At 71.4% G+C, this 24,261-nt stretch carries 17 protein-coding genes; 10 read left to right on the forward strand and 7 right to left on the reverse strand.

Translation table 11 applies throughout. The annotated features are described in order from the left end of the window. The first annotated feature begins 1 nt into the window (after position 1). The 4 genes from menC (at position 2) to ABZV42_RS29465 (ending at position 4,217) form a co-directional block, all read left to right on the forward strand. Positions 2-1,156 (forward strand): o-succinylbenzoate synthase, encoded by a 1,155-nt coding sequence (menC, locus tag ABZV42_RS29450; protein WP_355984950.1) that lies wholly within the window; start codon positions 2-4, stop codon positions 1,154-1,156. Then, positions 1,153-1,992, forward strand: coding sequence for a M55 family metallopeptidase (locus tag ABZV42_RS29455; RefSeq protein ID WP_356054369.1), 840 nt, complete (start codon positions 1,153-1,155; stop codon positions 1,990-1,992). The genes menC and ABZV42_RS29455 overlap by 4 nt, the downstream gene beginning before the upstream one ends. Next, positions 1,985-3,145, forward strand: coding sequence for a M20/M25/M40 family metallo-hydrolase (locus tag ABZV42_RS29460; RefSeq protein ID WP_355984954.1), 1,161 nt, complete (start codon positions 1,985-1,987; stop codon positions 3,143-3,145). Before ABZV42_RS29455 ends, ABZV42_RS29460 begins: the two co-directional genes overlap by 8 nt. 142 nt (positions 3,146-3,287) lie before the next feature. Continuing rightward, on the forward strand, positions 3,288-4,217 hold the full coding sequence (locus ABZV42_RS29465) for an LD-carboxypeptidase (protein ID WP_355984956.1): 930 nt from the start codon (positions 3,288-3,290) through the stop codon (positions 4,215-4,217). Positions 4,218-4,305: 88 nt separating this feature from the next. Here the strand turns inward: ABZV42_RS29465 and ABZV42_RS29470 are convergent, their stop codons facing one another. The 3 genes from ABZV42_RS29470 to ABZV42_RS29480 all read right to left on the reverse strand — a co-directional run bounded on the left by ABZV42_RS29470 (position 4,306) and on the right by ABZV42_RS29480 (position 9,669). Further along, complete coding sequence (locus ABZV42_RS29470) at positions 4,306-5,421, reverse strand: WD40 repeat domain-containing protein (protein WP_355984958.1); 1,116 nt, start codon at positions 5,419-5,421, stop codon at positions 4,306-4,308. Between the two features lie 263 nt (positions 5,422-5,684). Further along, the gene (locus ABZV42_RS29475; protein ID WP_356054371.1) at positions 5,685-6,872 is read right to left on the reverse strand and encodes an MFS transporter; all 1,188 of its coding nucleotides are present in this window, start codon (positions 6,870-6,872) and stop codon (positions 5,685-5,687) included. A 184-nt stretch (positions 6,873-7,056) separates the two neighbouring features. Then, on the reverse strand, positions 7,057-9,669 hold the full coding sequence (locus tag ABZV42_RS29480) for a PA14 domain-containing protein (RefSeq protein ID WP_356054373.1): 2,613 nt from the start codon (positions 9,667-9,669) through the stop codon (positions 7,057-7,059). A gap of 159 nt (positions 9,670-9,828) precedes the next feature. On the opposite strand from ABZV42_RS29480, the gene ABZV42_RS29485 reads away from it, so the two are divergent. From ABZV42_RS29485 to ABZV42_RS29505, 5 genes are all read left to right on the forward strand, one after another. Then, on the forward strand, positions 9,829-10,842 hold the full coding sequence (locus ABZV42_RS29485) for a LacI family DNA-binding transcriptional regulator (protein WP_355984964.1): 1,014 nt from the start codon (positions 9,829-9,831) through the stop codon (positions 10,840-10,842). A 143-nt stretch (positions 10,843-10,985) separates the two neighbouring features. Beyond that, positions 10,986-12,086, forward strand: coding sequence for an ABC transporter substrate-binding protein (locus tag ABZV42_RS29490; protein WP_355984966.1), 1,101 nt, complete (start codon positions 10,986-10,988; stop codon positions 12,084-12,086). Between the two features lies 1 nt (position 12,087). Beyond that, on the forward strand, positions 12,088-13,641 hold the full coding sequence (locus ABZV42_RS29495; RefSeq protein ID WP_355984968.1) for a sugar ABC transporter ATP-binding protein: 1,554 nt from the start codon (positions 12,088-12,090) through the stop codon (positions 13,639-13,641). Continuing rightward, positions 13,634-14,596 carry an ABC transporter permease gene (locus tag ABZV42_RS29500; protein WP_355984970.1) on the forward strand — a complete coding sequence of 321 codons (963 nt, stop codon included), beginning with the start codon at positions 13,634-13,636 and terminating at the stop codon, positions 14,594-14,596. The genes ABZV42_RS29495 and ABZV42_RS29500 overlap by 8 nt, the downstream gene beginning before the upstream one ends. Next, positions 14,593-15,615 (forward strand): ABC transporter permease, encoded by a 1,023-nt coding sequence (locus ABZV42_RS29505; protein WP_355984972.1) that lies wholly within the window; start codon positions 14,593-14,595, stop codon positions 15,613-15,615. Before ABZV42_RS29500 ends, ABZV42_RS29505 begins: the two co-directional genes overlap by 4 nt. A gap of 198 nt (positions 15,616-15,813) precedes the next feature. Here ABZV42_RS29505 and ABZV42_RS29510 read toward each other — a convergent pair whose 3' ends face one another. The 3 genes from ABZV42_RS29510 to ABZV42_RS29520 all read right to left on the reverse strand — a co-directional run bounded on the left by ABZV42_RS29510 (position 15,814) and on the right by ABZV42_RS29520 (position 20,452). Further along, positions 15,814-16,791 (reverse strand): lamin tail domain-containing protein, encoded by a 978-nt coding sequence (locus ABZV42_RS29510; RefSeq protein ID WP_356054375.1) that lies wholly within the window; start codon positions 16,789-16,791, stop codon positions 15,814-15,816. 439 nt (positions 16,792-17,230) lie between these two features. Continuing rightward, positions 17,231-18,313 carry a MerR family transcriptional regulator gene (locus ABZV42_RS29515; RefSeq protein ID WP_355984976.1) on the reverse strand — a complete coding sequence of 361 codons (1,083 nt, stop codon included), beginning with the start codon at positions 18,311-18,313 and terminating at the stop codon, positions 17,231-17,233. 87 nt (positions 18,314-18,400) lie between these two features. After that, positions 18,401-20,452: a serine/threonine-protein kinase gene (locus tag ABZV42_RS29520; protein WP_356054377.1), complete on the reverse strand. Its 2,052-nt coding sequence runs from the start codon at positions 20,450-20,452 to the stop codon at positions 18,401-18,403. A gap of 815 nt (positions 20,453-21,267) precedes the next feature. On the opposite strand from ABZV42_RS29520, the gene ABZV42_RS29525 reads away from it, so the two are divergent. Then, positions 21,268-23,490, forward strand: coding sequence for an FUSC family protein (locus ABZV42_RS29525; protein ID WP_356054379.1), 2,223 nt, complete (start codon positions 21,268-21,270; stop codon positions 23,488-23,490). 191 nt (positions 23,491-23,681) lie between these two features. On the opposite strand, the gene ABZV42_RS29530 is transcribed toward ABZV42_RS29525, so the two are convergent. Then, positions 23,682-24,236: a TIGR03086 family metal-binding protein gene (locus tag ABZV42_RS29530; protein ID WP_356054381.1), complete on the reverse strand. Its 555-nt coding sequence runs from the start codon at positions 24,234-24,236 to the stop codon at positions 23,682-23,684. Positions 24,237-24,261: the final 25 nt, after the last annotated feature.

Below are 24,261 nucleotides of genomic sequence, written 5' to 3' on the forward strand. Positions count from 1 at the left end.
CATGACCGTCACCCTTGCCGAGATCGAGCTGGCGCTGGTCCGGCTCGACCTCGTCCACTCCTTCGAGACCAGCTCGCACCGCAAGTCCCACCTGGAGCACATCGTCATCCGCGCGACCGCCGAGGACGGCAGCGTCGGCTGGGGCGAGTGCGCCTCCCCCAGCGACCCGTTCTACTGCGGCGAGTCCACGTGGAGCTGCTGGCAGGTGCTCGGCGAGTACCTGGCCCCGATGCTCCTCGGCCGTCCCTGGGAGCACCCCGAAGACGCCGCCCGGATCACCGCCAAGGTCAGCGACAACCACTTCGCCCGCGCCGGCCTCGACATGGCCTGCTGGGACCTGTACGGGCAGCACCGGGGCGAACCGCTGGCGGACGTGCTCGGCGCCCGCGCCGACGCGGTGCCCGCCGGGGTGAGCCTCGGCATCGAGCCGACGATCGACGCCCTGCTCGCGCAGGTCTCCCGGCACGTCGCCGACGGCTACCGCCGGATCAAGCTGAAGATCCGCCCCGGCTGGGACCTCGAACCGGTCCGCGCCGTCCAGGACGCCTTCCCCGGCGTCGCCCTCCAGGTCGACGCCAACACCGCGTACCGGCCCGAACAGGAGTCGGTCCTCACCGAGCTGGACGGCCGCGGCCTCCTGATGATCGAGCAGCCGTACGCCGCCACCGACCTGCTCTCGCACGCCCGGCTCGCCGCCCGGCTCGACACCCCGGTGTGCCTCGACGAGTCCGTCACCACTCCGGACGTGCTGCGCACCGCACTGCACCTCGGCGCCGCGGACATCGTCAACATCAAGGTGTCCCGGCTCGGCGGGCTCGGCCCGTCGAAGACCGTGCACGACCTGTGCCTGGACGCCGGTGTGCCGGTGTGGTGCGGCGGAATGCACGAGTTCGGCATCGGCCGGGCCGCCAACCTGGCCCTCGCGGGCCTGCCCGGCTTCACCCTGCCCTCGGACGTCTCCGGCTCCGACAAGTACTACCGGCGCGACATCGTGACACCGCCGATCCGCGCCGTGGACGGCATGGTCGCCGTACCCCGCTCCCGCCCCGGCCTCGGCCTGGACGTCGACGTCGACGAACTGGAGCGGCACACCGTGCGCACCTGGACGATCCGTCCCCGCGCCCACCTCACCACCCCGAAGGAGCAGGCAGCATGAAGGTCCTGATCTCGGCCGACATGGAGGGCGTCACCGGCGTCACCTTCCCCGACGACTGCGAGCCGGGCCACCCCAGATGGGAGTACAACCGGCGCTTCCTCACCGAGGACGTCAACGCCGCGATCGCCGGTCTCGCCGAAGCCGGCGCCACGGAGATCCTCGTCAACGAGGCCCACGCCGACCAGCGCAACCTCCTGCTCGACCGGCTCGACAAGAGGGCCACCCTGCTCATCGGCACGCACAAGCCGCTCGGCATGATGGAGGGCATCGACCGCTCGCCGGACGCGGTCGCGTTCGTCGGCTACCACACCGGTGCGGGCCAGCCCGGCGTCCTCGCCCACACCTATCTGCCCAACACCATCACCGCCGTACGCATCAACGGCGAGCCGGCCTCCGAGGGCCGCATGAACGCGCTCCTCGCCGACGAGTACGGCGTCCCGGTGGTCCTGGTCACCGGCGACGACCTGGCCTGCGAGGACGCCCGCGACTGGGCGCCGCACGCCGCGCACGCCGTGGTCAAGACCTGCGTGGACCGCTACTCCGCGATCTGCCTGCCACCAGAGCTGAGCGCCGCCCGGATCACCGAGGCCGCCCGCGAAGGCCTCGCCGCCCTGCCCGCCCCCACCGGTCCGATCGCCCCACCCGCCGAGGGCTACACCTACGAGGTGTCCTTCGACGCCGCCCACCTGGCGCCCGCGGCCAGTTACATCCCCGGCGTCGTCCAGACCGACCCGCTGACCGTGCGGTTCACACTGCCGACGATGTACGAGGCGATCCGCTGCTTCCGCGCGCTGACCCGGGTCGTCACCTCGGCCGTGGAGAACTGCTATGGCTGAGCCGACCGAACTCCTCACCCTGGCCCGCACGTTCGGCGACACCGTCCTCGAACGCTGGGAGCGCCTGGTCGCGTTGGAGACGCCCTCCGCGGACGCCGACCGCGCGGCCGTGTTCGGCAAGGAACTCGCCACGGGCCTCGCCGCCACCGCGGACCGGATCGAGCACCCGCCGGGACCGGGCGGCGACCACCTGGTGGCGTACTGGAACGGCCGAGGGACACCGGACGACACTGCCTCCGCCGGGCACACGCTGCTGGTGGCCCACAGCGACACCGTCTTCCCCGCCGGCACGGTCGCCCGGCGGCCCTTCACGCTCGCCGAGGACGGCGACACGGTCACCGGACCCGGCGTCTTCGACATGAAGGGCTCCCTGGTCGCGGTCGAACTGGCCATGGACCTGCTGACGCGCACCGGCGGCACACCAAGACGACCGGTCCGACTGGTGGTGGTCAACGACGAGGAGATCGGCAGCCCCGACGGCAGCCGGCTGGTGGCCCGGCACGCAGAAGGCGCCCACGCGGTGCTCGGCCTCGAACCGCCCCTGCCCGGCGGCGCGTTGAAGATCGGCCGACGCGGCGTGGCCCGGGTCCGGCTGAGCGTGCGCGGAGTCAGCGCGCACGCCGGTCTGGACGCCGCGCTCGGCGTCTCCGCGATCGACGAACTCGTCGACCAGCTGGCCGCGTTGCGAGCCACGGCCGCATCCTTCGCGGACGCGGCGCTGAACGTCGGCACCATCACCGGCGGCACCCGGGCGAACGTGGTCGCCGATCACGCCGAGGCGGAGATCGGCCTGCGCTACGCCACCCCCGAGACCGAACAGGCCCTGATGAAGGCCCTGCTGGCGCCGGTGCCGGTTCGGGATCGGGCCGCTCTGTGCGCGCTGACTCTGTCCCACCGCCCGGCCTGGGCGATGGATCCCGGCAACCCGCTGGCCGCCGAACTGGTGTCACTGGCAGGCACGTTGGGTCTGGAACTGCCGCTCGGCTCCTCCGGCGGCGCGGGCGACACCAACCTCACCGGAGCGCTCGGCATCCCGACCGTCGACGGGCTCGGACCCGCGGGCGCCGGCGCGCACGGCGAGGACGAGCACGCCTCGCTGGCCTCCTTGCTGGAGCGGGCGGCGCTCATCGCCGGGTTCCTGCAATCGCACTGATCACCGAATCCGTTCGTACACCTTGTCCCGCCGCCGAATCCGCCCGGCCGCCGTCGGCACGGCCGGACCCCCACGGCGTTCCACACCGCGGCCCGCTCGCCGGGCCACCATCCGCGCACCACGCCCCACTCCAAGGAGTCCCATGCCCACTCTGCCCCCGGCGGGGCTCGTCCGCCCCGCCGCACCCCGGCCCGGCGACCGTGTCGCCGTCATCGCCGCCAGCGGCCCGCCCAACCAGGAGAACCTGGAGGTCGGCCTCGAGTCCCTGCGCGGCCTCGGTCTCCAGCCCGAGGTCTTCGCCTCCGCCCGCACGGGCGGCGAGTACCTCGCCGGAGACGACGCGCTGCGCGCCCGCGACCTGACCGCCGCGCTCACCGACCCGGCGTTCACGGCCGTCTTCTGCGCCAGCGGCGGCTACGGCGCCCAGCGCACCCTCGAACTGGTCGACTGGGACGCGGTCGGCACACCCACCCCGCGGACCGTCATCGGCTTCTCCGACGTGACGGCCCTGCTGGAGGCGGTCGCCGTGAAGCTCGGCTGGACGGGACTGTTCGGCCCGATGCCCGCGATCCGCGGCTTCCACCCCGGACGCGCCGACTTCGACGCGCTCGCCACGCTGCTCACCGACCCCGCCTCGGTGAAGGAGCTGCGCTTCCCGGACTCCCGCCCGCTGGTGGGCGGCACGGCCGAGGGCGTCACCCTGGGCGGCACGGTCACCCTGCTGGCCTGCTCGCTGGGCACCGACACCTCGCTGCCCGCCCGCGGCGGCATCGTCCTGCTGGAGGACGTCGACGAGGAGACCTTCCGACTCGACCGCTTCCTCACCCAACTGCGCCGCAGCGGATACTTCGACGGCGCCGCCGGCATCGTCTGCGGCACCTTCACGGACTGCGGCACCCGCGAACGCGTGGAGGAGCTGCTGCACGACCGACTCGGCGACCTCGGCATCCCGGTCCTGGTCGGCGCGGACATCGGCCACGGTGTACCGCAGCAGACCTTCCCCGTCGGCACCCGAGCCCGTCTCGACGCGGACGCGGGCGTACTGACGTTCCTGGACCCCGTACTGGCCTGACCCACCACGCGGCGGGAAAGGGAGGGGCGGGGAGCAGACCACGAGGTGCGCTCCCCGCCCCCGGCCGGTCGCCCGCCGGTCACGGACGTCAGCCCGTCTCCCACAACTTCACCGTCGAGTCGGCACTGCCGCTCGCGAGGACTCGTCCGTCGGGGCTGAACGCCAGACCCCGCACGGCCTTTCGGTGGCCGGTGAGTTGGGCGGTCACGGTCAGGTGCGTGGGATCGGTGACGTCCCACAGGGTCACGGTCGCGTTCTCGCATCCGGAGGCCAGGGACCGTCCGTCAGGGCTGAACGCCACCGCGTACATCTGCCCGGTGTCCCCACGACCGGCCAGAGGAAGGCTGCCGGTGCCCATCTCCACGGGATGGGCCGGGTCGGTGATGTCCCACACGATGACGGCTCCTCGCCGCCACGACCCGTAGGTGCCGGAGACGACGCCGAGATCCCCGCTGCCGGTGGCCAGCAGCCGCCCGTCCCGACTGAATCCCACCGAATGGACAGCAGGCGCACCGCCCGAGGTCAACGCCTTCGGCCACGTGCGGGCCTGCGGTCGGACGACGGCGGTTCGGGCCGGGCGCATCGGATCACTGACATCCCACAGGACTCCGGTGTTCTTGTCGCCCGAGGAGCCCGTGGCCAACAACCGCCCGTCCGGACCGAACATCAGCGTGGCGACGGGACCCGTCTGCCAGACACGCCGGTGGTGAGTGACAGGGGCACCCCGGCTCGGCCGTGCCGGGTCGGAGAGGTCCCAGACGGTCACGGCGCGGTCGACGGCGCAGGCGATGAAGCGTCCGTCCGGGTCAAAACCCACCGCGTGGACACCACCTTGCCGCCACCCGTCGCGAAACAACCAGCTCGGGCGTTCATGGACGAGGGTCGCCACCCGCATCGGGCTCGACCGGTCCGTGACGTCCCAAAGGATCACGCTCCAGTCGGTGCTTCCGCTCGCGAACAGCCGACCGTCCGGACTGAACGCCACCGCGTTCACCGCCCGGCGATGGCCGGTGAGGCGGACGACTCGGGTCGGACGCGATGCGTCTGTGACATCCCACAGGACCACGGTCCGGTCGCTGCTTCCGGTCACCAGCAACCGTCCGTCCGGACCGAACGCCACCGCGTTCACCGCCCGGCGATGGCCGGTGAGGCCGGCAACCGGCCCTCTCGACGGAGGCGGCGAGGGCGTTCCCAGGAATGCCATGGTGCAGTCTCGCGCGATCCGGAATCCCGTGGAAGCCGGAACACCGACTTCCGCCGTCCGACCGCGGAAAGGTCTGGCGAAGCACTTGGGACCGAGTGGTCCCGCCGCTCGGCGGAACTCGAGCAGTGGTCCGAACTCCCCGGGGTAGTGGCCCTCTTGAAGCCGGTAGAGATACCTGCGCAGGTCCGTGCCGATTCTTTCGGAGATGTATGCAGCGAAGTCCCGCAAGCCCTCGGGCTCCGCAGTCGGGGCGAGGGGCTGGGTCACTCGACCGTGGCCGGACGTCGCAGCAGGTAGGCACCAGCGACCGTGACCAGTACGGCCATGACCGCGATGAAGACCAGGCCCGCGCCCTCCAGCCCGATCGGGCCCACCAGTACGCCGACTCCGATCACCGGTACCGAGATGCCCGCGTAGGCGACCACGAACAGGGTGGAGATCACCGCCGCGCGCTGGTGCTCGGGCGAGGCCTGGGCCACCGTGGTCAGGGCGCCGCGGAACGCGAGGCCCTGGCCGGCGCCGCCGACGATCGCGCTGAGCACCACCAGGACCATGAGGTCCCATCGGAGCGCGCCCGCGAGCAGGGCGAGGCCGCCGAGGAGTGCGGCGCAGCCCAGGGGCAGGGATCGTCCCGCGCCGACCCGGCCGACGGCGAGTTGGCCCGCGGTCGAGGCGAAGAAGGCGAGGGCGACCACCAGTCCGCCCACCGCGTGATTGGTCACATCCAGGGACTCGGCGAGGAACGCGGGACTGACGGAGGTGAACACCCCGAACAGGGCGAACCCCACGAACGCGGCGATCGCGGGTGGCGTGAACACCGGCCGCACCTGTGGGGGCAGGCCCGGCCGCTGCGGTCGTACGGTGCTCAGCGGCCGGCGTTCGCGTACGGTCTCCGGGAGCCGCAGCAGCACGGCGGCCGAGACGGCCACCAGGGCGAGGTGGACGGCGAACGGCAGGTACAGCGGCCAGGGGGCGTACTGCGCGAGAAGGCCCGCGAGCAGCGGACCGCAGCCGAGGCCGCCCATGTTGGCGGCCGTCGCGACGAACGTGGCCCGGGCCGCGCCGCCCGGCGGTGCCAGTTCCATCACGTAGGCCGTGGCGGCCCCGGTGAACAGGCCGGCGGACAGGCCCGACATGAGCCGCCCCACGTACAGCCAGCCGAGGCCGGTGGCGCACAGGAAGCAGACGGCGCTCGCCGCCGCGAAGCCGAGGCCCCACAGGAGGACGGGACGCCGGCCCACCGAGTCCGAGGCGTTGCCCGCGAGCAGCAGAACGCCCATGACCCCGAAGGCGTACACGGCGTACACGATGGTGACGGTCAGCTCGGAGAAGCCGAACTTCTCCTGGTAGAGGCCGTAGAGGGGGGTGGGCAGCGTGGTGCCGGCCATGCAGACGGCGAACACCGCCCCGCTGAGCAAACACTGGCGCCACCCTTGGCGATCACCGTCCATCCGCCGACAGTAACGTCGTGGGCCGCCCTGTTCCGGCCCGACGTGCCGCCGGACGGAACCGCGCGGCGTAGACCGGGCGCGGTCCGCCCTCCCCTCGCGGGAGGGCGGACCGCGCCGACCGCCCGTCAGGGGCCGGGGTGAGGCGCGCGGGACAGCGGGGAGGCGTGTGCCGGGCGCCTCGCCGTCAGGAGCAGCCGGCCGGTGTCGCCTGGGACGCGTCGTGGATCAGCGCGTCGTGGGCGGCCTTCAGCCGGGCGACGTCGGGCTTGACCACCGCGCGGTCATAGGTGATCAGGCCGTTCAGTTCTCCTTCCACGTCCGAGATCTGGGTGTAGACGGCGCCGTTGCCGCCCTTGCAGGCGAGCTTGTGCACCTCGGCGAGCCGGGCGAGGTAGTCGTCGGTGTACGCCGAGGGGTCGACGTCCACGTAGGACTGCTGCACGGACCAGGCGTGTCCGGGCACCGCCAGTCCGAGACCGCCGTACTCGCCGCTGACCAGGGCCCGTTTCCCGTCCGGGTTCGGCGGCAGCGCCGGACTCGGGTAGCCGTGTTCGTCGATGATGTCGCCGGTGCCGCCGTCCACGCCGAGGTTGATGCCCGACATGGAGTTGACGAGGCGCGTCGGGTCCCAGGACTTGGCCTGGTCGGCGATGCGGGCCTCGTCGTACTGGCCCCAGCCCTCGTTGAAGGTCACCCACATGACGACCGACGGGCTGCTGATGTGCTCGTCGATCATCTGCTTCATCTCGCGCTCGTACTCGGCCTTGGACGCGGCGCCGGGGTTGACCCCTGCGGTCATGGCGGGCATGTCCTGCCAGACCATCAGGCCGAGCCGGTCGGCCCAGTAGAACCAGCGGTCGGGTTCCACCTTGATGTGTTTGCGGACCGCGTTGAAGCCCATCTCCTTGTGCATCTTCAGGTCGTAGGCGAGGGCTTCGTCCGTGGGTGCGGTGTAGAGGCCGTCGGGCCAGAAGCCCTGGTCGAGCGTGGCCATCATGAAGACGGGCTTGCCGTTGAGAACGGTGCGCGGGGTTCCGTTCACCTGCTCGACGGCGATGGACCGCATGCCGAAGTAGCTGCCGACCCGGTCGGCGCCGACGCTCACCTTCAGGTCGTAGAGGAAGGGGTCGTCGGGTGACCAGAGGTGCGGGTCGGTGATCTTCAGGACGAGCGGCTGCCCGGTCCTCCCCTTCACGGTGGCGACCTTGCGGTGTCCGGCGTACGCGGTCGCGGTGACCGGCACTCCGTCCCGCACGCCCTTCGGCTCGACGGTGAGCCGGCTGTTCCTCACGTCGGGGGTGAGCTTGAGCGAGTCGACGTGGTCGGTCGCCACCGGTTCCATCCAGACCGTCTGCCAGATGCCGGACGACGGGGTGTACCAGATGCCGCTGGGGTCGAGGCGCTGCTTGCCGACCGGCGGGTTCTCGCCGCCCTGCGCGTCGGTCGGATCGTAGACGCCGACGATCAGTTCCTGGGTGCGGCCGGGCTTGAGCGCGGCGGTGATGTCGGCGCTGAACTTGTCGTAGCCGCCCTCGTGTTCGGCGACCTTGACGCCGTTGACATAGACCTCGGCCTGCCAGTCGACGGCGCCGAAGTTGAGCCGGAGCCGCTTGCGGGAGCCGACCTTCCAGTCGGAGGGAACGGTGAAGGTGCGGCGGTACCACATGCGGTCCTCGTGCCGTTCGACGCCGGAGAGCTGGGACTCCACCGGGTAGGGCACGCGGATCTTCTCGCCGAGCTTCCTGCCGACCGGGGGCTGTTCGCCGGCCTTGGCCGATGCGAACTGCCAGGAGCCGTTGAGATCGCGCCAGTCGGCCCGGGTGAGCTGGGGCCTGGGGTACTCGGTGCGGGCCTTGCCGGCGTCGACGGCGTCGGCCCACTTCGTCCGCAGCTCGTGGGTGGAGCGGTTGGGGCCGCTGCTCCAGAAGGCGTTGACAACGTTGCCGTTCGCCGCGGAGAGGCCGCCCTTGCCGTCGTAGCGCAGGTCGGCGGTGCCTCTGGCGGTGCCGGACTTGTTGCCGACGACGGGTTCCTTCAGGCCGACGATCAGGGACTTGGGGTCGGCGGGGTCCAACTTGGCTGTGGTCAGTGGCCACTTGGCGCCGCCGATGACCGCTTCGACATGGTCGGTGAGACCCGCGGGCGGTGCGGTGAGCGGCTGGGCGAAGTCGAGGCGCAGGGTGCGGCCGTCGCCCTGGACCGCGGTGGCGACGGCGCCGTCGTAGGCGTATCCGTCGGGCAGCCGGAGTGCCGACTGGGGGACGGCGGTCCTGGTGCCGCCGGGTGGGGTCCAGCGCAGGTGGAGGTTGGAGCCGCCGAAGTGCTCGAAGTATTCGACCTTGATGTCGTAGGCCTGTCCGGCGGTCAGGTCGATGGGCTGGGAGGTCTGTTCGCGGTCCCAGTCGTCGACCCAGTGGTCGATGGCGAGGTGCCCGTCGATCCAGAGCCTGAAGCCGTTGTCCCCGATGATCGAGAACGTGTGCGGGCCGGTCTTCTCGGGGACGATCCGGCCGGTCCAGCGGACGTTGACGTCGTCCGACTGTCCGGTGGCGAAGGCCAGCCGGGGTTCCAGGTTGTCGAAATCGAGGTTGGTGTCCAAGCCGGTGGCCTTGAGCTCATGGAAGTCGAAGGCGCCCGGGGCGGACTGTGTGTAGTACTCGCCCTTCAGACCGTGGACTTCCACGGGGTCGCCGGCGGCTGTGGCGGCCGGGGCGCCGGTTAAGCCCGCGAGGCCGAGTACCGCGGCGAGCAGGAGTGCGAGTTGGGTTCGGAGTCTTCTGGGGCTTCTGATGCGCACGGATCCTCCTTGGCTGAGGAAGGGTGGCGGCTCGTTGCTTCAGTCTGTACAACGTTGGAAGTAGCGGGAGTGGGCATCACAGCACGGGTCCCGGCCTCTGTCCAGGGTCATGACAAACGCCCAGGTGACAGGAGCGCACATCGATGAAGAGGAGATCCCTTGCGGGTCAGCCTGAAGGACGTCGCGGAGCACGCCGGCGTCTCGATCAAGACGGTTTCGAACGTCGTGAACAACTATCCGCACGTCACCCCGGCCATGCGGGCCCGAGTGCAGGGGGCCATCGACGAGCTGGGCTACCGGCCGAACCTCACGGCGCGTCACCTGCGCAAAGGGCGCACGGGCATCATCGCCCTCGCCGTCCCGGAGCTGGGCAACCCGTACTTCGCGGAGCTGGCCGGGGCGGTCATCGACGCGGCGGCCGAGCACGAGTTCACCGTGCTGCTCGACCACACCCGGGGCGACCGCGAGCAGGAGGTGCTGGTCAGCCAGGGGTTCCGGGCCAATGTCATCGACGGTCTGATCCTCAGCCCGCTGGAGCTCGAGGACGAGGACCTGCGCTCGCGCACCGACGACGTGCCGCTCGTGCTGCTCGGCGAGCGGGAGTACGAACTGCCCTACGACCACATCGCGATCGACAACGTGTCGGCCGCGCGCAGTGCGGTACGCCATCTGCTGAGCCGGGGACGCTCGCGGATCGCCTACCTGGGGGCCCGCACGGATTCGGCCAACCGGCCGGCACATCTGCGACTGGTCGGCTGGCGGGAGGAGTTGACGGAGGCCGGGGTGCCCGCGCCCGACGAACTCGTGGTGCCGGTCGGCGGCTGGGACCGCGACGAGGGGGCGCGGGCCATGGCCCGGCTGCTGGACTCCGGGGTACGTCCGGACGCCGTCTTCGCGTACAACGACCTGGTCGCGATCGGTGCGATGCGGGTGCTGCACGAGCGCGGCCTGCGGGTGCCGTGGGACGTGGCGGTGGTGGGCTTCGACGACATCGAGGAGGGGCGGTTCGGCGCGGTCACGCTGACGACGATCTCGCCGGACAAGCAGGCCATCGCGCGGATGGCGGTGGCCTCCCTGCTGCGCAGTCTGTCGGGCCGGACCGAGCCCGGCGGACGTGAACTGACCGCGGATTTCGTACTGATCGAGCGCGAGAGCACGCTGGGGCGGCGCTGACGGGATTTCGGACGGAGGGCTTTACAGGCTCCTTCCAACGATGTAAAAACCTCCCCGGAACGATGAGTACATCGAGTTGACCGCAAGAGCCGATCATCCCCGGGAGCGCTCTCAGCGCCGGGGCCGCGCCGTTTGGGGACTCCATGAAGCCGCTCGCACCACGTCATCGCACCTCCGCCAGGACCCTCCTCGCCACCGGCCTCATCACGAGCCTCGCGCTCGTCTCCGGATGCGCGAAGTCCGAGAACGACACCGCGGGCAAGGACAAAAGCTCCGCGGGCCGGACCGACCAGGGACAGGTCGTCGCCTCGCCCTCCACGGGCTCGGGACCGACCTGCGCCATCGACGCCTACGGCGCCAAGAAGGTCGATCTGAAGTCGGCTACCGTCGGCTTCTCCCAGTCCGAGAAGGAGGCCAACCCCTTCCGGATCGCCGAAACCGCGTCGATCAAGGCCGAGGCGGACAAGGAGGGCGTGAAACTGCTGACGGCCAACGCCCAGTCGCAGTTCTCCAAGCAGATCAGTGACGTCCAGGACCTCATCGCCAAGGGCGCCGACCTCCTCGTGATCGCACCGCTCAACTCCGACGGCTGGGAACCGGTCCTGCGTTCGGCGTCCGCCAAGCACATCCCGATCATCACCATCGACCGCAAGATCAACGCCACCGCCTGCAAGGACTATGTGAGCTTCATCGGCTCCGACTTCGTGGAGCAGGGCAAGCGGGCCGCGGACCAGATGATCGAATCGACCGGCGGCAAGGGCGAGATCGCCATCCTGCTCGGCGCCGCGGGCAACAACGTCACGACCGAACGCACCAAGGGCTTCGAGGACCGCGTCAAGGAGAAGGCCCCGGGCCTCAAGATCGTCTTCAAGCAGACCGGTGACTTCGCCCGGGAGAAGGGCCAGTCGGTCACCGAGAACCTCATCCAGTCCAAGCCCGGCATCACCGGGATCTACGCCGAGAACGACGAGATGGGCCTCGGCGCGGTCAACGCCCTGAAGGGGGCCGGCAAGAAGCCCGGCGCGGTGAAGATCGTGACGATCGACGGCACCCGCAACGCCGTCCAGGGCATCGTCGACGGCTGGATCGACGGGGTCATCGAGTCCAACCCGCGCTTCGGGCCGCTCGCCTTCCAGACCCTGGACACCTTCACCAAGGGCGAGAAGGTCTCCCAGGACATCGTCATCCAGGACAGCGCGTACACCAAGGACAACGCCAAGGCCGATCTGGGCAAGGCCTTCTGACATGTTGTCAGTGAACGGCCTGTCGAAGACCTTCCCCGGCGTGAAGGCCCTGTCCCGCGTGGACTTCACGGCCCGCGCCGGGGAGGTGCACGCGCTCATAGGCGAGAACGGCGCCGGCAAGTCGACCCTCATCAAGGTCCTCACCGGCGTCTACCAGCCCGACGAGGGCGAAGTGACGTACGACGGCGCCCCGGTCCGCTTCGCCACCCCGCTCCAGGCGCAGCACGCGGGAATCTCCACCATCTACCAAGAGGTCAACCTCGTCCCGCTGATGAGCGTGGCCCGCAACCTCTTCCTCGGCCGCGAACCCCACGGCCGGCTCGGCCTGATCGACTTCCGGAGCATGCACCGGCAGGCCGAGGAGGCACTGCGCGACCTCGGCCTGCACGTCGACGTCCGTCGGCCGCTGCGCGAACTGGGCGTCGGCGCACAGCAGATGGTGGCCCTCGCCCGCGCCGTCTCGGTCGACGCCCGCGTGGTCGTCATGGACGAACCGACCTCCTCGCTCGAACCACGCGAGGTGCGGACCCTGTTCGGGGTGATCCGGATGCTGCGGGAGCGGGGCATCGCGGTGATCTACGTCAGCCACCGGCTCGACGAGCTGTACGAGATCTGCGACGCGGTCACCGTGCTGCGCGACGGCAAGGTCGTGCACACGGGCCGCATCGCCGAACTCGACCGGCTCAGGCTCGTGGCGCTGATGCTGGGGCGGGAGATCGCGGACGTACGACAGGACGGCTTGACCAGGTTCACGGGCGGCCACGACACCGAGGCCGAACCCGTCCTGGAGGCACGGAATCTGACGGTACGTCATCAGCTGCACGACGTGTCCGTCTCGGTGCGGCCCGGCGAGGTGGTGGGGCTCGGCGGGCTGCTCGGTTCGGGGCGCACCGAGACCGCCAAGGCCATCGCGGGCGCGCTGCCCACCGACTCCGGGCGGGTCGTGGTGGCAGGCGTGCGCGTACGCACCGGCTCGACGCCCGCCGCGATCCGGGCCGGCATCAGCCTGCTCCCCGAGGACCGCAAGGCCGAGGGGATCGTGCCGGGCCTCTCGGTGCGTGAGAACATCGCGCTCGCCGCCCTGCCCGGACTCTCACGCTTCGGCCTGGTGGACGAGGCACGTATCGACCGGATCGTCGACACGTTCATGAAGCGGCTGCGGATCAAGGCGGCGAGCCCGCACCAGAAGGTCGGCGAACTCTCCGGCGGCAACCAGCAGAAGGTGCTGCTGGCCCGCTGGCTGGCCATGCAGCCCAAGGTCCTGCTCCTCGACGAGCCGACCCGGGGCATCGACGTCGGCGCCAAGGCGGAGGTGCAGAAACTGATCGACGAACTGGCCGAGGACGGACTGGGCGTCCTGCTCATCTCCTCCGACCCCGAGGAACTGATCGAGGGCAGCGACCGCGTGATCGTCCTCAAGGACGGCGCGGTCGTGGAGGAACTGACCGGTGACGCCGTAACCGAGGACCGGCTGATGCGCGCCATCGCCGCCGCACCCGCCGTCACGACCGCGCCCGCCGGCGAGGGCACCGGCCCGGGAGGCCACGATGACTGACCTGACACTCGGCCGGGTGACCGCCGACCGCGACCGTCTGCTGTCCCTGCTCCAGGAGTACGGCGTCTACCTGGGCGTCGTGGTCCTCCTGCTGGTGAACACCGTCTTCACCCCGCACTTCCTGTCCACCGAGAACTTCCGCACCCAGGCGGTCCAGGTCGCCCCGGTCCTGATCGTGGCGCTCGGCATGGCGCTGGCGATCGGCAGCGAGGGTGTCGACCTGGCCGTGGGCTCGGTGATGGCCCTGTCCACCTCGCTGCTGTCCCTCTACCTCGGCTACGGGCCCGGGATCGCCGTCCTGGTCGCGCTCGTGGGCGGTGCCGTGGTCGGGGTCGCGAACGGATCGCTCATCGCCTTCGTGGGCGTGCAGCCGATCGTCGCGACACTCGCCCTGATGGTCGCCGGGCGCGGACTGGCCCTGGTTCTCCTGCCCCAGCTCAAGGACGTCCACGACCCGGCCATGGCCGAACTCGGCTCCGGTGACGTCCTGGGCGTCCCCTACGTCGTACTGATCGCCGCGGCCCTGGCCCTGCTCGTCGGCTTCGTCGTGCGCCGCACGACCTTCGGGCGCAGCCTCCTCGCCATCGGCGACAGCCGCCCCGCAGCCCGGCTCGCCGGACTTCCGGTACGCCGCGTCCTCATCCTCGTGTACGTCTGCTCGGGCGTCCTCGCGGCCGTCGCGGGCGTACTGGCCACCGCCCGACTCACCGCGAGCGACCCGTCCTCGCTCGGCAACCTGATGGAACTGTCGGCCATCACCGCGGTCGTGGTGGGCGGCACGCCCTTGAGCGGAGGTCGTATCCGGATCGGCGGCACCGTCGCCGGCGCCGTCCTCATCCAGCTGCTCACCACCACGCTCATCAAGCACGATCTTCCGCCGTCGTGGACCCAGATCGCCCAGGCCGTGGTGATCGTCCTCGCCGTCTACGCGGCACGGGAACGAGGAAAGCGATGACGACCGACGTGGACATCCCGGTGCACGCGAAGAACACGGCCGAGGAGGAACCGGCCGGCACCGGCCGCTCCGAACGGCTCAGCGCCCTCGCCCAGCAGCACGGCGCCCTGGTCACGCTGATCGTGGCGATGATCGCGGCTTCCCTGAGCTTCGACACGTTCCTGACCGGCGACAACCTGGAGAACATGGCGCTCTCCTCGGCGTTCCTCGCCGTGGTCGCGCTCGGCATGACCTTCGTCATCGTCACGGGTGGCATCGATCTGTCCGTGGGCTCGCTCTTCGCGCTCGGCGGTGTGCTCGCGGCCTGGGCGTCCCGGTACGGAGTGGTCGCCGCGCTGCTTCTGCCCCTCACGGTCTGCGGACTGATCGGCCTCGTCAACGGCCTGCTGATCGCCCGGTCCCGCCTCGCCCCGTTCATCGTCACGCTTGCCTCGATGCTGGGCGCGCGGGGGATCCTGCTCTCCGTCACCGACGAAGGCTCGAAGACCTATCTCGTGGACAAGGGGTCGTTCTTCGCGAAGCTCGGGCAGGGGGCGTTCCTCGGCGTCGGCGTGCCCGTGTGGATCACCGTCGGCCTGTTCGTGCTCGGCGCGGTGGTCCTGCGGCGCACCCGGTTCGGGCAGTACGTGTACGCGGTAGGCGGGAACGAGGACGCGGCGGCTCTGATGGGCGCCCCCGTGGCCCGTACGAAGATCTCCGTCTACACGCTCTCCGGGCTGTGCGCGGGACTCGCCGGAGCACTCAACGCGGCCTGGCTCGCCTCGGGCGTGACGATCCTCGGTTCCGGCATGGAACTGGAGGCGATCTCGGCGGTGGTCATCGGCGGCACCCTGCTCACCGGCGGGTTCGGCTTCATCAGCGGCTCGTTGGTCGGAGTGCTGCTTCTGAAGGTCATCCAGAACGTCATCAACCAGATCGGCTCCCTGGACTCCGCCTACCAGCAGGTGGTCAGCGGCGCCTTCCTGGCCGTCGTCGTCATCGCGCAGACCTGGCTGGGGCGCAGGCGCCGGGTGCTGTGAAGGCCTCGCCCGGTCCGGAACCTGGCGAGCGCGAACAGAAGACCCGCACCGGCCGGTGCGGGTCTTCTGCGGCTGTGCCGTTCTGCGGGTTCCTGCTTCATCGGGTCCGGGCGGGCCCGGGACTACAGCCGGTCATCTCCACGTCCTGACCGGATGCCACCCGCGTACACCCCGAGCGGGTGTGCTTTCGGTCGCTGTTCAGTGACCGAGGAGGTGCCCCAGTCCCTGGCCGTGTCCCTGACCGTGGCCCTGACCCTGACCCTGACCCTGGCCCTGGCCCTGGCCCTGGCCCTGGCCCTGGCCCTGCTGGCCCTGGCCCTGCTGGCCCTGGCCGTGGCCCTGACCCTGCTGGCCCTGACCCTGGCCCTGGCCCTGCTGACCCTGGCCCTGCTGGCCCTGCTGGCCCTGGCCCTGCTGGCCCTGGCCGCGGGTGTCCCCGTGACCGCGGTCGTCCCCGTGACCGCGGTGGTCGTCGCGGCCGTGACCACGGTCGTCCCCGTGACCGCGGTGGTCGTCGCGGCCGTGACCGCGGTCGTCCCCGTGACCACGGTCGTCCCCGTGACCACGGTCGTCCCCGTGACCACGGTGGTCACGGTGGTCGTCGCGGCCGTGACCGCGGTCGTCGCCGTGTCCCCGGTGGTCACGGTGGTCGTCGCGGCCGTGACCGCGGTCGTCGCGGCCGTGACCGCGGTCGTCGCGGCCGTGGTCGCGGTCGTGGTGCCGGCCCCAGGAGACGCTGTCGACGAAGCGGCCGCGCTCGGTGCGCAGCGTGGCGACGTCGGAGTGGTTGTCCCACACCTCGTTGCGACGGTCCTGGTAGAGGTCGCGGCTGGTGTCGCGGCCGAAGCCGGTGTGGACACGAACCGTGGCACGGCCGCCCAGGCGGTAGTCGTCGAAGGTGTAGTGGTTGCCCTCCCGGTCCGACAGCGTCCAGCCGTCCAGGTTCACGCCGTGGCGGCTCGAGTTGGTGATTTCCACCCACTCCGCGTTCAGGGAACGGGCGGAGCGGTCGTCAAAGCCCGGCGCGTCGGCCTGGACCCGGCTGATCGCGACGTGCGTGCGCTCGAAGCGGGGCTCCGCGGCCGAGGCCGACACGGAGGCCGAGCCGACCAGAGCGCCTGCCGCGATCGCCGCGGCCGCCACGCGGCGGGCCGTGACAGAGGTGGAAAGGGACATGAAAGCTCCTCAAGGTTCGAGAGCCGGCACACCCCGTGCGGGCGCCCCTCACGGGGAACCCGCACGGTGCGACCCTGTGCGAGTCCCGGCCCGGTGGCCGAGGACTCATAACTTGCTGCACATCCCCGCCCAGTACGGGCGACACCAGACCGCTGTTACCAATTACGGACATATCAGTTACAGGCGCCTGTATATGGCCTTTAACTACGGAAAGCTGAAAAGTGATGGACTGCCATGCTCAACTGCCGTACTCCAACAGCATTATGGCCGAATCAGGGCATCTCTCGCGTCAGCGCACGTCATTCGCATGTCACCCGAAAGTGAGTAACGCCCCTCCGGTCCGATCCGGGCATCCGGGTGCGTGTCGCGCCATCCCGGCGCGCCAAGAGGGCGCCGGATCCACGTCGAACGGCGGTGACGCGGGCGCCGGGCCCTGAACTCAGTTCTCCAGACGGACCGGCATCAGCAAGGAGAACGTGTACTCGTCGTCGGGCCGTCGGATCGCGATGGGCGCGGCGGGGGCGCCGACCTCCAGGATCAGTCGGTCACCGGCCCCGGCGTCGAGCGCGTGCAGCAGGTACTCACGGTTGACGGCGACCTGGTTCTGGTCGCTCCAACGGTCGTCGCCGAGGGTCACCGTTCCTTCGTCCGTCACCTTGAGCAGGGTGAGGTCGGCGGCTGTCTCGCCCGGCCCGCTCACTTCGCCCGGGACGACGGGGCCGGTCGTCACCGCCTCCCGGAAGGCCCGCGCGTCCACCGGGGCCCGGCGGCCGTCCGGCGCGTGGACGAGGCGGCGATAGTCGGGGAAGTCGTGGTCGAGGCAGGGCCCGGCCGTCTGCCCGGCACCGCTCTCCAGCGTCACGCGGTCACCGTCGACGGCGAGACGGACCTGTTCCCCGCCGCTCAACAGCGCCCGCATCGCGTCCACGAGCGGGGTCGGAACGACGATCTGCACGCGGGTGCCGGCGTCCCCGCCGAGGCCCGCCCGCGCGACGGCCATCCGGTACCGGTCCGTGGCCACGACGTCGAGTGTCCGGCCCTCGATGTCGAACAGGACACCGGCGAGCATCGGAAGTCCCGGGTCACCGCCGACGGCGAAGCGGACCGCGTCCAGGGCGCCGGCGAGTTCAGGCGCGGATACGGAAAGGTGGACAACGGTGGTGCGGGGCAAAGTCATGGGTTTCTCCCTGCTGTCGAGAAGTGCTCGGAGCGCGGAGAACTCGTCGCGGGCATCGGACAGACCCGCCTCCAGACGACGCAGATGCGTCTGAAGCAGCTGGCGCACCAGGCCGGAGTCCGCCCCGGACCAGCCCGCGAGCACCAGGCGGATGTCCGCCAACGGCATGGCGGCCCTGCGCAACCGGGCCAGCACCCGTGCCTCTGCCAGCTGTTCGGGGTCGTACCAGCGGTAGCCGCTCACCGGATCCACCCAGGCGGGGACCAGCACCCCGCCACGGTCGTAGAACCGCAGGGCGCTCACGCTCAGTCCGCTGTCCCGGGCCATCTCGCCAATGCTGCGCATCTCGCTCTCCACACCCGGCACCCTGCGGCCTCGACCATGTCGAGGGTCAACTCCGTTCGGTCCGGGCGCCCCTCGACCGGGCCAGGATCAGGCCGGACAGTCGGCCAGCGATCCCGCCGTGCCCCAACGGATCATCAGATACCCGGAGCCGCCTCGTTCCGCCACGGCATAACGGGAGTACGGCCACGCGTCGCCCGCGCTGTCACGCTGCCCCACCAGGGCCCGGCATGCCTCGCCGGCCGCCATGTCCGCCCAGGCCGCGGCCTGCCGCTGGTTCCACGTCCCGTAGTCCGACCACACGTACATCGCCGAGTGCCCCGGATCGAAGCCCACCTTGAGCTCCGCGTTGCCGAGCGCGCGATCCGTGCCCAGCGCCGTACGCATCCCGTTGGTCCGCTCGATGATCCGCCTGGTCGCGCGGTCCGCGACGGCGATCTCGTCGCCGTCGGTACTGGGAATCATGGCCTGACCGAGGCCTCGCCCGTCCGGCTCCCAGCTCAGCCCGGCGCCGACCGTGGTCAAGGTGTCGTCGGCCGAGGTGCACCGCGCGTCGGTGAGGAAGTCGTCGTCCCAGGTCACGAGCGGCTCATGACCCTTCGCTTCCTTCACCAGGACAAAGGCGCGATACGGCAGATCAGGGTGCAGCCGCAGAACGACCTCCCGCAGCGTCCTGCACATCAGCCCGGCGGCCTCAGTCTCCGCGTACATCGTTCCCGGCTCGTCGGCGGTGAGCCGGTACGAGAGGTAGACCTCCCCGCGCGACGCGTGGAACCTCACGGTCCCGGGGTCGAGGACGATGCCGTCGCCGAGCACCTGGACGAGGACGCCCTGGTCGTGCAGGACGGCACGCGCCACGTCGTGCTCGCCCTGGCCCCGTGCCGAGCGCGCCTCGGCCCAGCTCTCCACACTCGCGGGACGGTCGCTCGCGGCCCGCTCGGGCTTCGACGGCGTGCTCGCCGTCGTACTCGTACCGGACGAGCGCGGGAATCCGGCCGGGGAGGAAGCGGGAGCCGGGGAAACGGGGGCGGACGAGCCGGGAGCGGAAGAAGCGGGAACGGAGGACGCGTTCGAGGTGCCGTGACGGCCACCGCCCTCCTGCTTGCCCGGCATCAGCACCACCACCCCGCCCGCCAGGCCACCGATGACCGCCGCGGCGACAACGGCCATGCCCGCCCATGGCTTTCGTCCGCGTCTCGCGGGACGCGGCCACGCCGGATCGTCCACGGGCGGCATGTCCCACACCGCTGTGATCATGTCTTCCGCCCGCGTGAACAACGTGTCGGCGCGCATCGCCTGGATGAGCTGCGCGGCCAGGAGTTCGTAGCACTCCTCGGCCGCGTCGGCCGCCGAGGGGCGCTCCGCCGACTCCTTGGCCAGCGCCCTTCGCACGATCTCGCGCAGGGGCGCGGGCACACCGTCCAGGTCGGGTTCACCGGACGTCACGCGGAACGCGACCACGTCGGGCGCGCCGGTCCCGAAGGGGGATCTCCCGGTGGCCGCGTAGGCCACGAGCGTCCCCCAGGCGAACATGTCGCCCTCGGACCCGGCGGCGCCCGTCCGGTACTGCTCGGGGCTGATCCAGCCCGGCGTACCGGTCGTGGCTCCGGGACGGGTGACCCTCGTGTCGTCGTCGGCGTGCGCGATTCCGAAGTCCAGGACGCGGGGGCCGGAGGACGTGAGGATGACGTTCTGCGGCTTCACGTCACGGTGCACGACGCCGGCGGAGTGGACGGCGGCCAACGCCTGGGCGGTGGCGGCCGCGAAGGCGTACAGGCTGGGTCCGGTGACCCGTCCGTGCGCGAGCACCTGCTCGTCGAGCGTCGGTCCCGCGACGTACTCGGTGGCGAGCCACGGGTTCGGGGCACTCGCGTCGGAGGTGAGCAGGGGGATCAGGTACGGGCCGGTGACACGGGAGGACATGTCCACTTCGCGCCTGAAACGGGCCCTGAATTCGGGTTCTTGAGCCTGCGAGGGGTGAATCACCTTCACCGCCACACGCGTTCCGTCGGAGGCTACTCCGGCATGGACGGTACCCATGCCTCCGGCGCCGAGACGACCGACGATCCGGTACGGACCTATTCGGGAGGGATCGCCGGCTCGGGCCGGCTGGACTCTTCCGGAGGATCCGGATTCGCTCACTGATGGTTCCTTCGTGCGGGACTGAACGGTTGAGCAGGCGCGGATGTGACGGGTGGTCGGGGGCGGGGCCCGGGTCCCAGCAGGTTGCCCGGGCATGCCTTCTGGGTGACTTCCCGTCCGGATGTTATGCGCTCGCCCGGCTCCTGGGTAGCGAAACCCCTGATCAGACGGCACACTCTCGCCTGCCGGGTGACGACCCGCTTGCGGACCGTGTCGCGGGCCGAGCGGGCAACCGGCCGCCCCTCGGGTCCGATCCGTTCAACTGCCTTGCACGCAAGTCCTGTTGGTGCCGTTCCCGACGGCGGATGCATGACCGCGCGGATCAGAGTTCGGCAGCCCGGACAGGGCAGTCGTCCCGGCCGTGGTGGAACCGTCGGCGGGGTGTGCCACGCGTCCGAGTCTCCTGTCCGAGGACTCCCTGTCGAGGGCTCCCGATCGGGGGCTCCCAATCTGGGGCTCCCAATCGGGGCACTGGTCGCGGAACCGGATGCGACCGCCGCGAAATCCTGGCCCTGAGGGCCCGGCCGACCGGACATCGGCCGTTCGCGTCCCGGGACCGTGCCGCTCACCGGCTCCGGTGCGGCTGGGGCTGCGGCGGCTGCGGTTGCGGCTCGGACAGCGGTGCGGCCCCCGCCTCCGACTACGGCTACGGCTACGGCTACGGCTACGGCTACGGCTACGGGCCCCACGATCTCGTGTCCCTCGCGCAGGATCGGGCCCCGCCGACGCTGCTGCCCGTGCCTCCGTCGCGGTCCCGGACGACAATGGGCGTACGGCGGGGACGGGCCCGGGGAGGCGCCGGGGAAGGAACGTCCATGCCGAAGCGGCCCCGCTCCCCCGGTCGCGTACGGGCCGCGCGGCAGTCCGCACGGGTCACGGTCGCGTCCGCCGCGGGCTTCTACTCGGCCCTCTACGCCCTGGACCGGCCGGTCGTCGCCGTCTACGCCCTCTTCGCGCCGATCGCGCTCGGCGTCCTCTCCCCCATCCCGGGCAGCAGTCGGGACAGGACTCGTACCATCCTGTTCGCGTTGCCGGTGGCCGTGGCGCTGACCGCCCTCGGTACCGCTCTCGCCGTGACAACCGCCTCCGCCGTCGCGGGGATGCTGGTGATCGGCTTCGCCATCTCCTTCGCCTCGGCGTACGGACCGGCCGCGGCGGGTGCGGTCCCGGGGCTGCTGCTCTTCTACGTCCTGGCGTGCTTCCCGCCCTACGCGCCGGACACCCTGCCGCAGCGGCTCGGCGGTCTGCTGGCCGGTGTCGCCCTGCTGGTCCTGTGCGAGTTGCTCCTCCTGCCGGCCCCGTCCGTCCAGCCGTATCGCGCCCGGATCGCCTCCGCCCTGGATCTCGCGGCGGCCGCGGCGCTCGCGTTCGCCCAGGGCCACCGGCACGATCCCGAGCGGGCCCGGCGTCTGCGTACGGAAGGACTGTCGCTGCGCCTGTCGAAGGCGCCACCGGCCTCACGTCCGACCGGGGCAGGCCGCACCGACCGCGGACTGGCACAGGCCGGATCCGCGACCCGGCGGGTGCTGGACCAGCTCGCCCGCATGGCCGAGCGCCCGGACTCCGCGACGGCCGCCGACCCGCCCTCCGAGGCGCTGCTGCGCGGTGTCGCCGCCGGCTGCACCGCGACGGCGGGCGCTCTGCGGGGCGCACGCGCCGTGCCGGGGCCCGAGGCCCTGGAGGAGATGGTCGCCGAGTTCGTCGCCGTCCGCGGGCGTCCGTCCGGTGCCGGGCTCGACACGGACGCCAAGGCGTCGCAGCGGCTGCTGGAATGCCGGTCCGACCTGCTGGTCACGGCGGCCTCGGCCCTGACCGCCCAAGCGGCGGTGGCCGTGGCGATCGGCGGGCGCCGCGACTCGGCGGGACTCCCGCCCGAGCAGTTCTGGTACGCGCGGCCTTCCACGCCGCGGCTCCTCGCAATGCGCCTGACCGGCAACCTCACGCTACGCTCGGTCCTGTTCCAGAACGCCGTACGTACGGCCCTCGGGCTCGGCGCGGCCCGTCTCGTGGCCGGAGCGCTGGAGCTCTCGCACGGTTTCTGGGTGCTGCTGGCCGTGCTGACGCTGGGGCGTACGACCGCGGGAGCGACCTGGTCCACGGTTCGCTCGGCGGCGCTCGGCACGCTGTTGGGAGCGCTGGCCGCCGGGGCGCTGATCTTCGAGGCCGGCGGCACCGTCGAGGTGTACGCCGCCGTGCTGATACCGGCGATGTTCGTGGCGTTCTCGGTGGGGCCGATCGCGGGACCGGCCTGGGCGCAGGGACTGTTCACCCTCGTCGTCGCCGCCGCGTTCAGCCAGCTCGCACCGGCGGACTGGCGGCTGGCGGAGACCCGGCTGCTCGACGTGCTGGCGGGCTGCACCATCGGGCTGCTGTGCGGCGTGCTCGCCTGGCCGGCCGGAGCCCACGCCGAGGTTCGGCGAGGTGTAGCGGAGGTGCTGCGTTCGGCGGCGCCCCTGGTGCAGGTCACCGTGTCCGCCGTGGTCCGCGCGTCCGGGACGCCCGACACGTTCGGCACGTCCGGCGATCCGGCTTCGCAGCAGGGCGCGGCCGAGGAGGCGCTGCGGCTGACCCGGCACCGGCTCCGCATCGCCGAGGGCGCCTACGCGCAGTACCGGACGGAGGGCGGCAGGAACACCGTCGACAGCGGACCGGACTGGCACCTGGCGCTCAACTGCGCCTCGCACGCGGTGATCGGGTCCCATTGGCTGCCCCGGCAGGCGTACGGTCCGGCGCCGCCCGAGGCGGTCAGGTGGGCGCGGGAGTCGGCCGGGCGGCTGGCCACGGCGATGGACAGCGCGGCGGCGTTCCCGCCCGGGGGCGTCCGGGCGGCGCCGGTGCCACTTCCGCACGAGATCGTCGCCGCCGCCCCGGCCCCCGTCCTGCCAGCGCTGGTCGACATCGACACCTGGCTGCGGACCCTCGCGGCGGAGTTGACGGCGATGGGCGGGAGTGGCCCGGACGAGCCACCGCCGCCGGTCCGAGGCGACGGAACGCGACCGGCGACCGCCCAGGACGCCCCATCACGATCGGGAGGATAAAGGGGACGGGACGGTCCGCGGGTCAGGCAGTCGCCCACACGCCAGGCGGTCGATCGGTCCGGCGGTCGGCCACAGGCCAGGCCGTCGATGGGTCCGGCGGTCGTGCGAACGTCAAGCGGTCGGCGGGTCCGGCGGTCGGGCCGCCGGGGCGGCCGTCGGCGGCCGACCGGTGAAGCTTCCCGTGGCGCGCCTCAGGGCCGGCGTCCGATGAACGCGAGCAGGCGGGTCTGTACGTCGGCGGTTTCCGGGACCTGGACCCGTGGCCCGTACTGCCCGCTCCCGCGCAGTACGTCGTCGAGCGGCAGCATGCCCTCGAGCATCGCGGCGCACTTGCCGGGATCGAGGCGCTCGTCCTGGCCGCTGGCCCGCGCCAGGTCCCAGGTGTGCATGAAGACGTCGGCGGTGTAGAAGCGGTCGACCGCCTGGTCCAGTGGCACCTCGCCGATGTGCGGGTTGGACAGCGTCCTGTGCGGTGTGGCCGGATCGTCCAGGAGGGCCTGCACGCCGTCGCTGTGCACCGTCCAGGCCTTCACCGGGTCGTCGTCCACCGACGGCCCTTTCGGCAGTTCGACCCCGGCGCCCGCCTTCAGGAAGTCGGGGAACCACTCGACCAGGTGACGCACCACGTCCCGGGCGACCCAGCCGTCGCAGGGCGCGGGGTTGTTCCACGCCTCGGGGCGCACTCCGCGCACCCGTTCCGTGAAGACCCCGGCGACAGTGCGGTGCTCGTCGGCTGCGCTCGTCATGATCTCAAGCCTTCCGTCTCGGTTC

The organism is Streptomyces sp. NPDC005281 (assembly GCF_040607495.1).
Classification (GTDB): Bacteria; Actinomycetota; Actinomycetes; order Streptomycetales; family Streptomycetaceae; genus Streptomyces.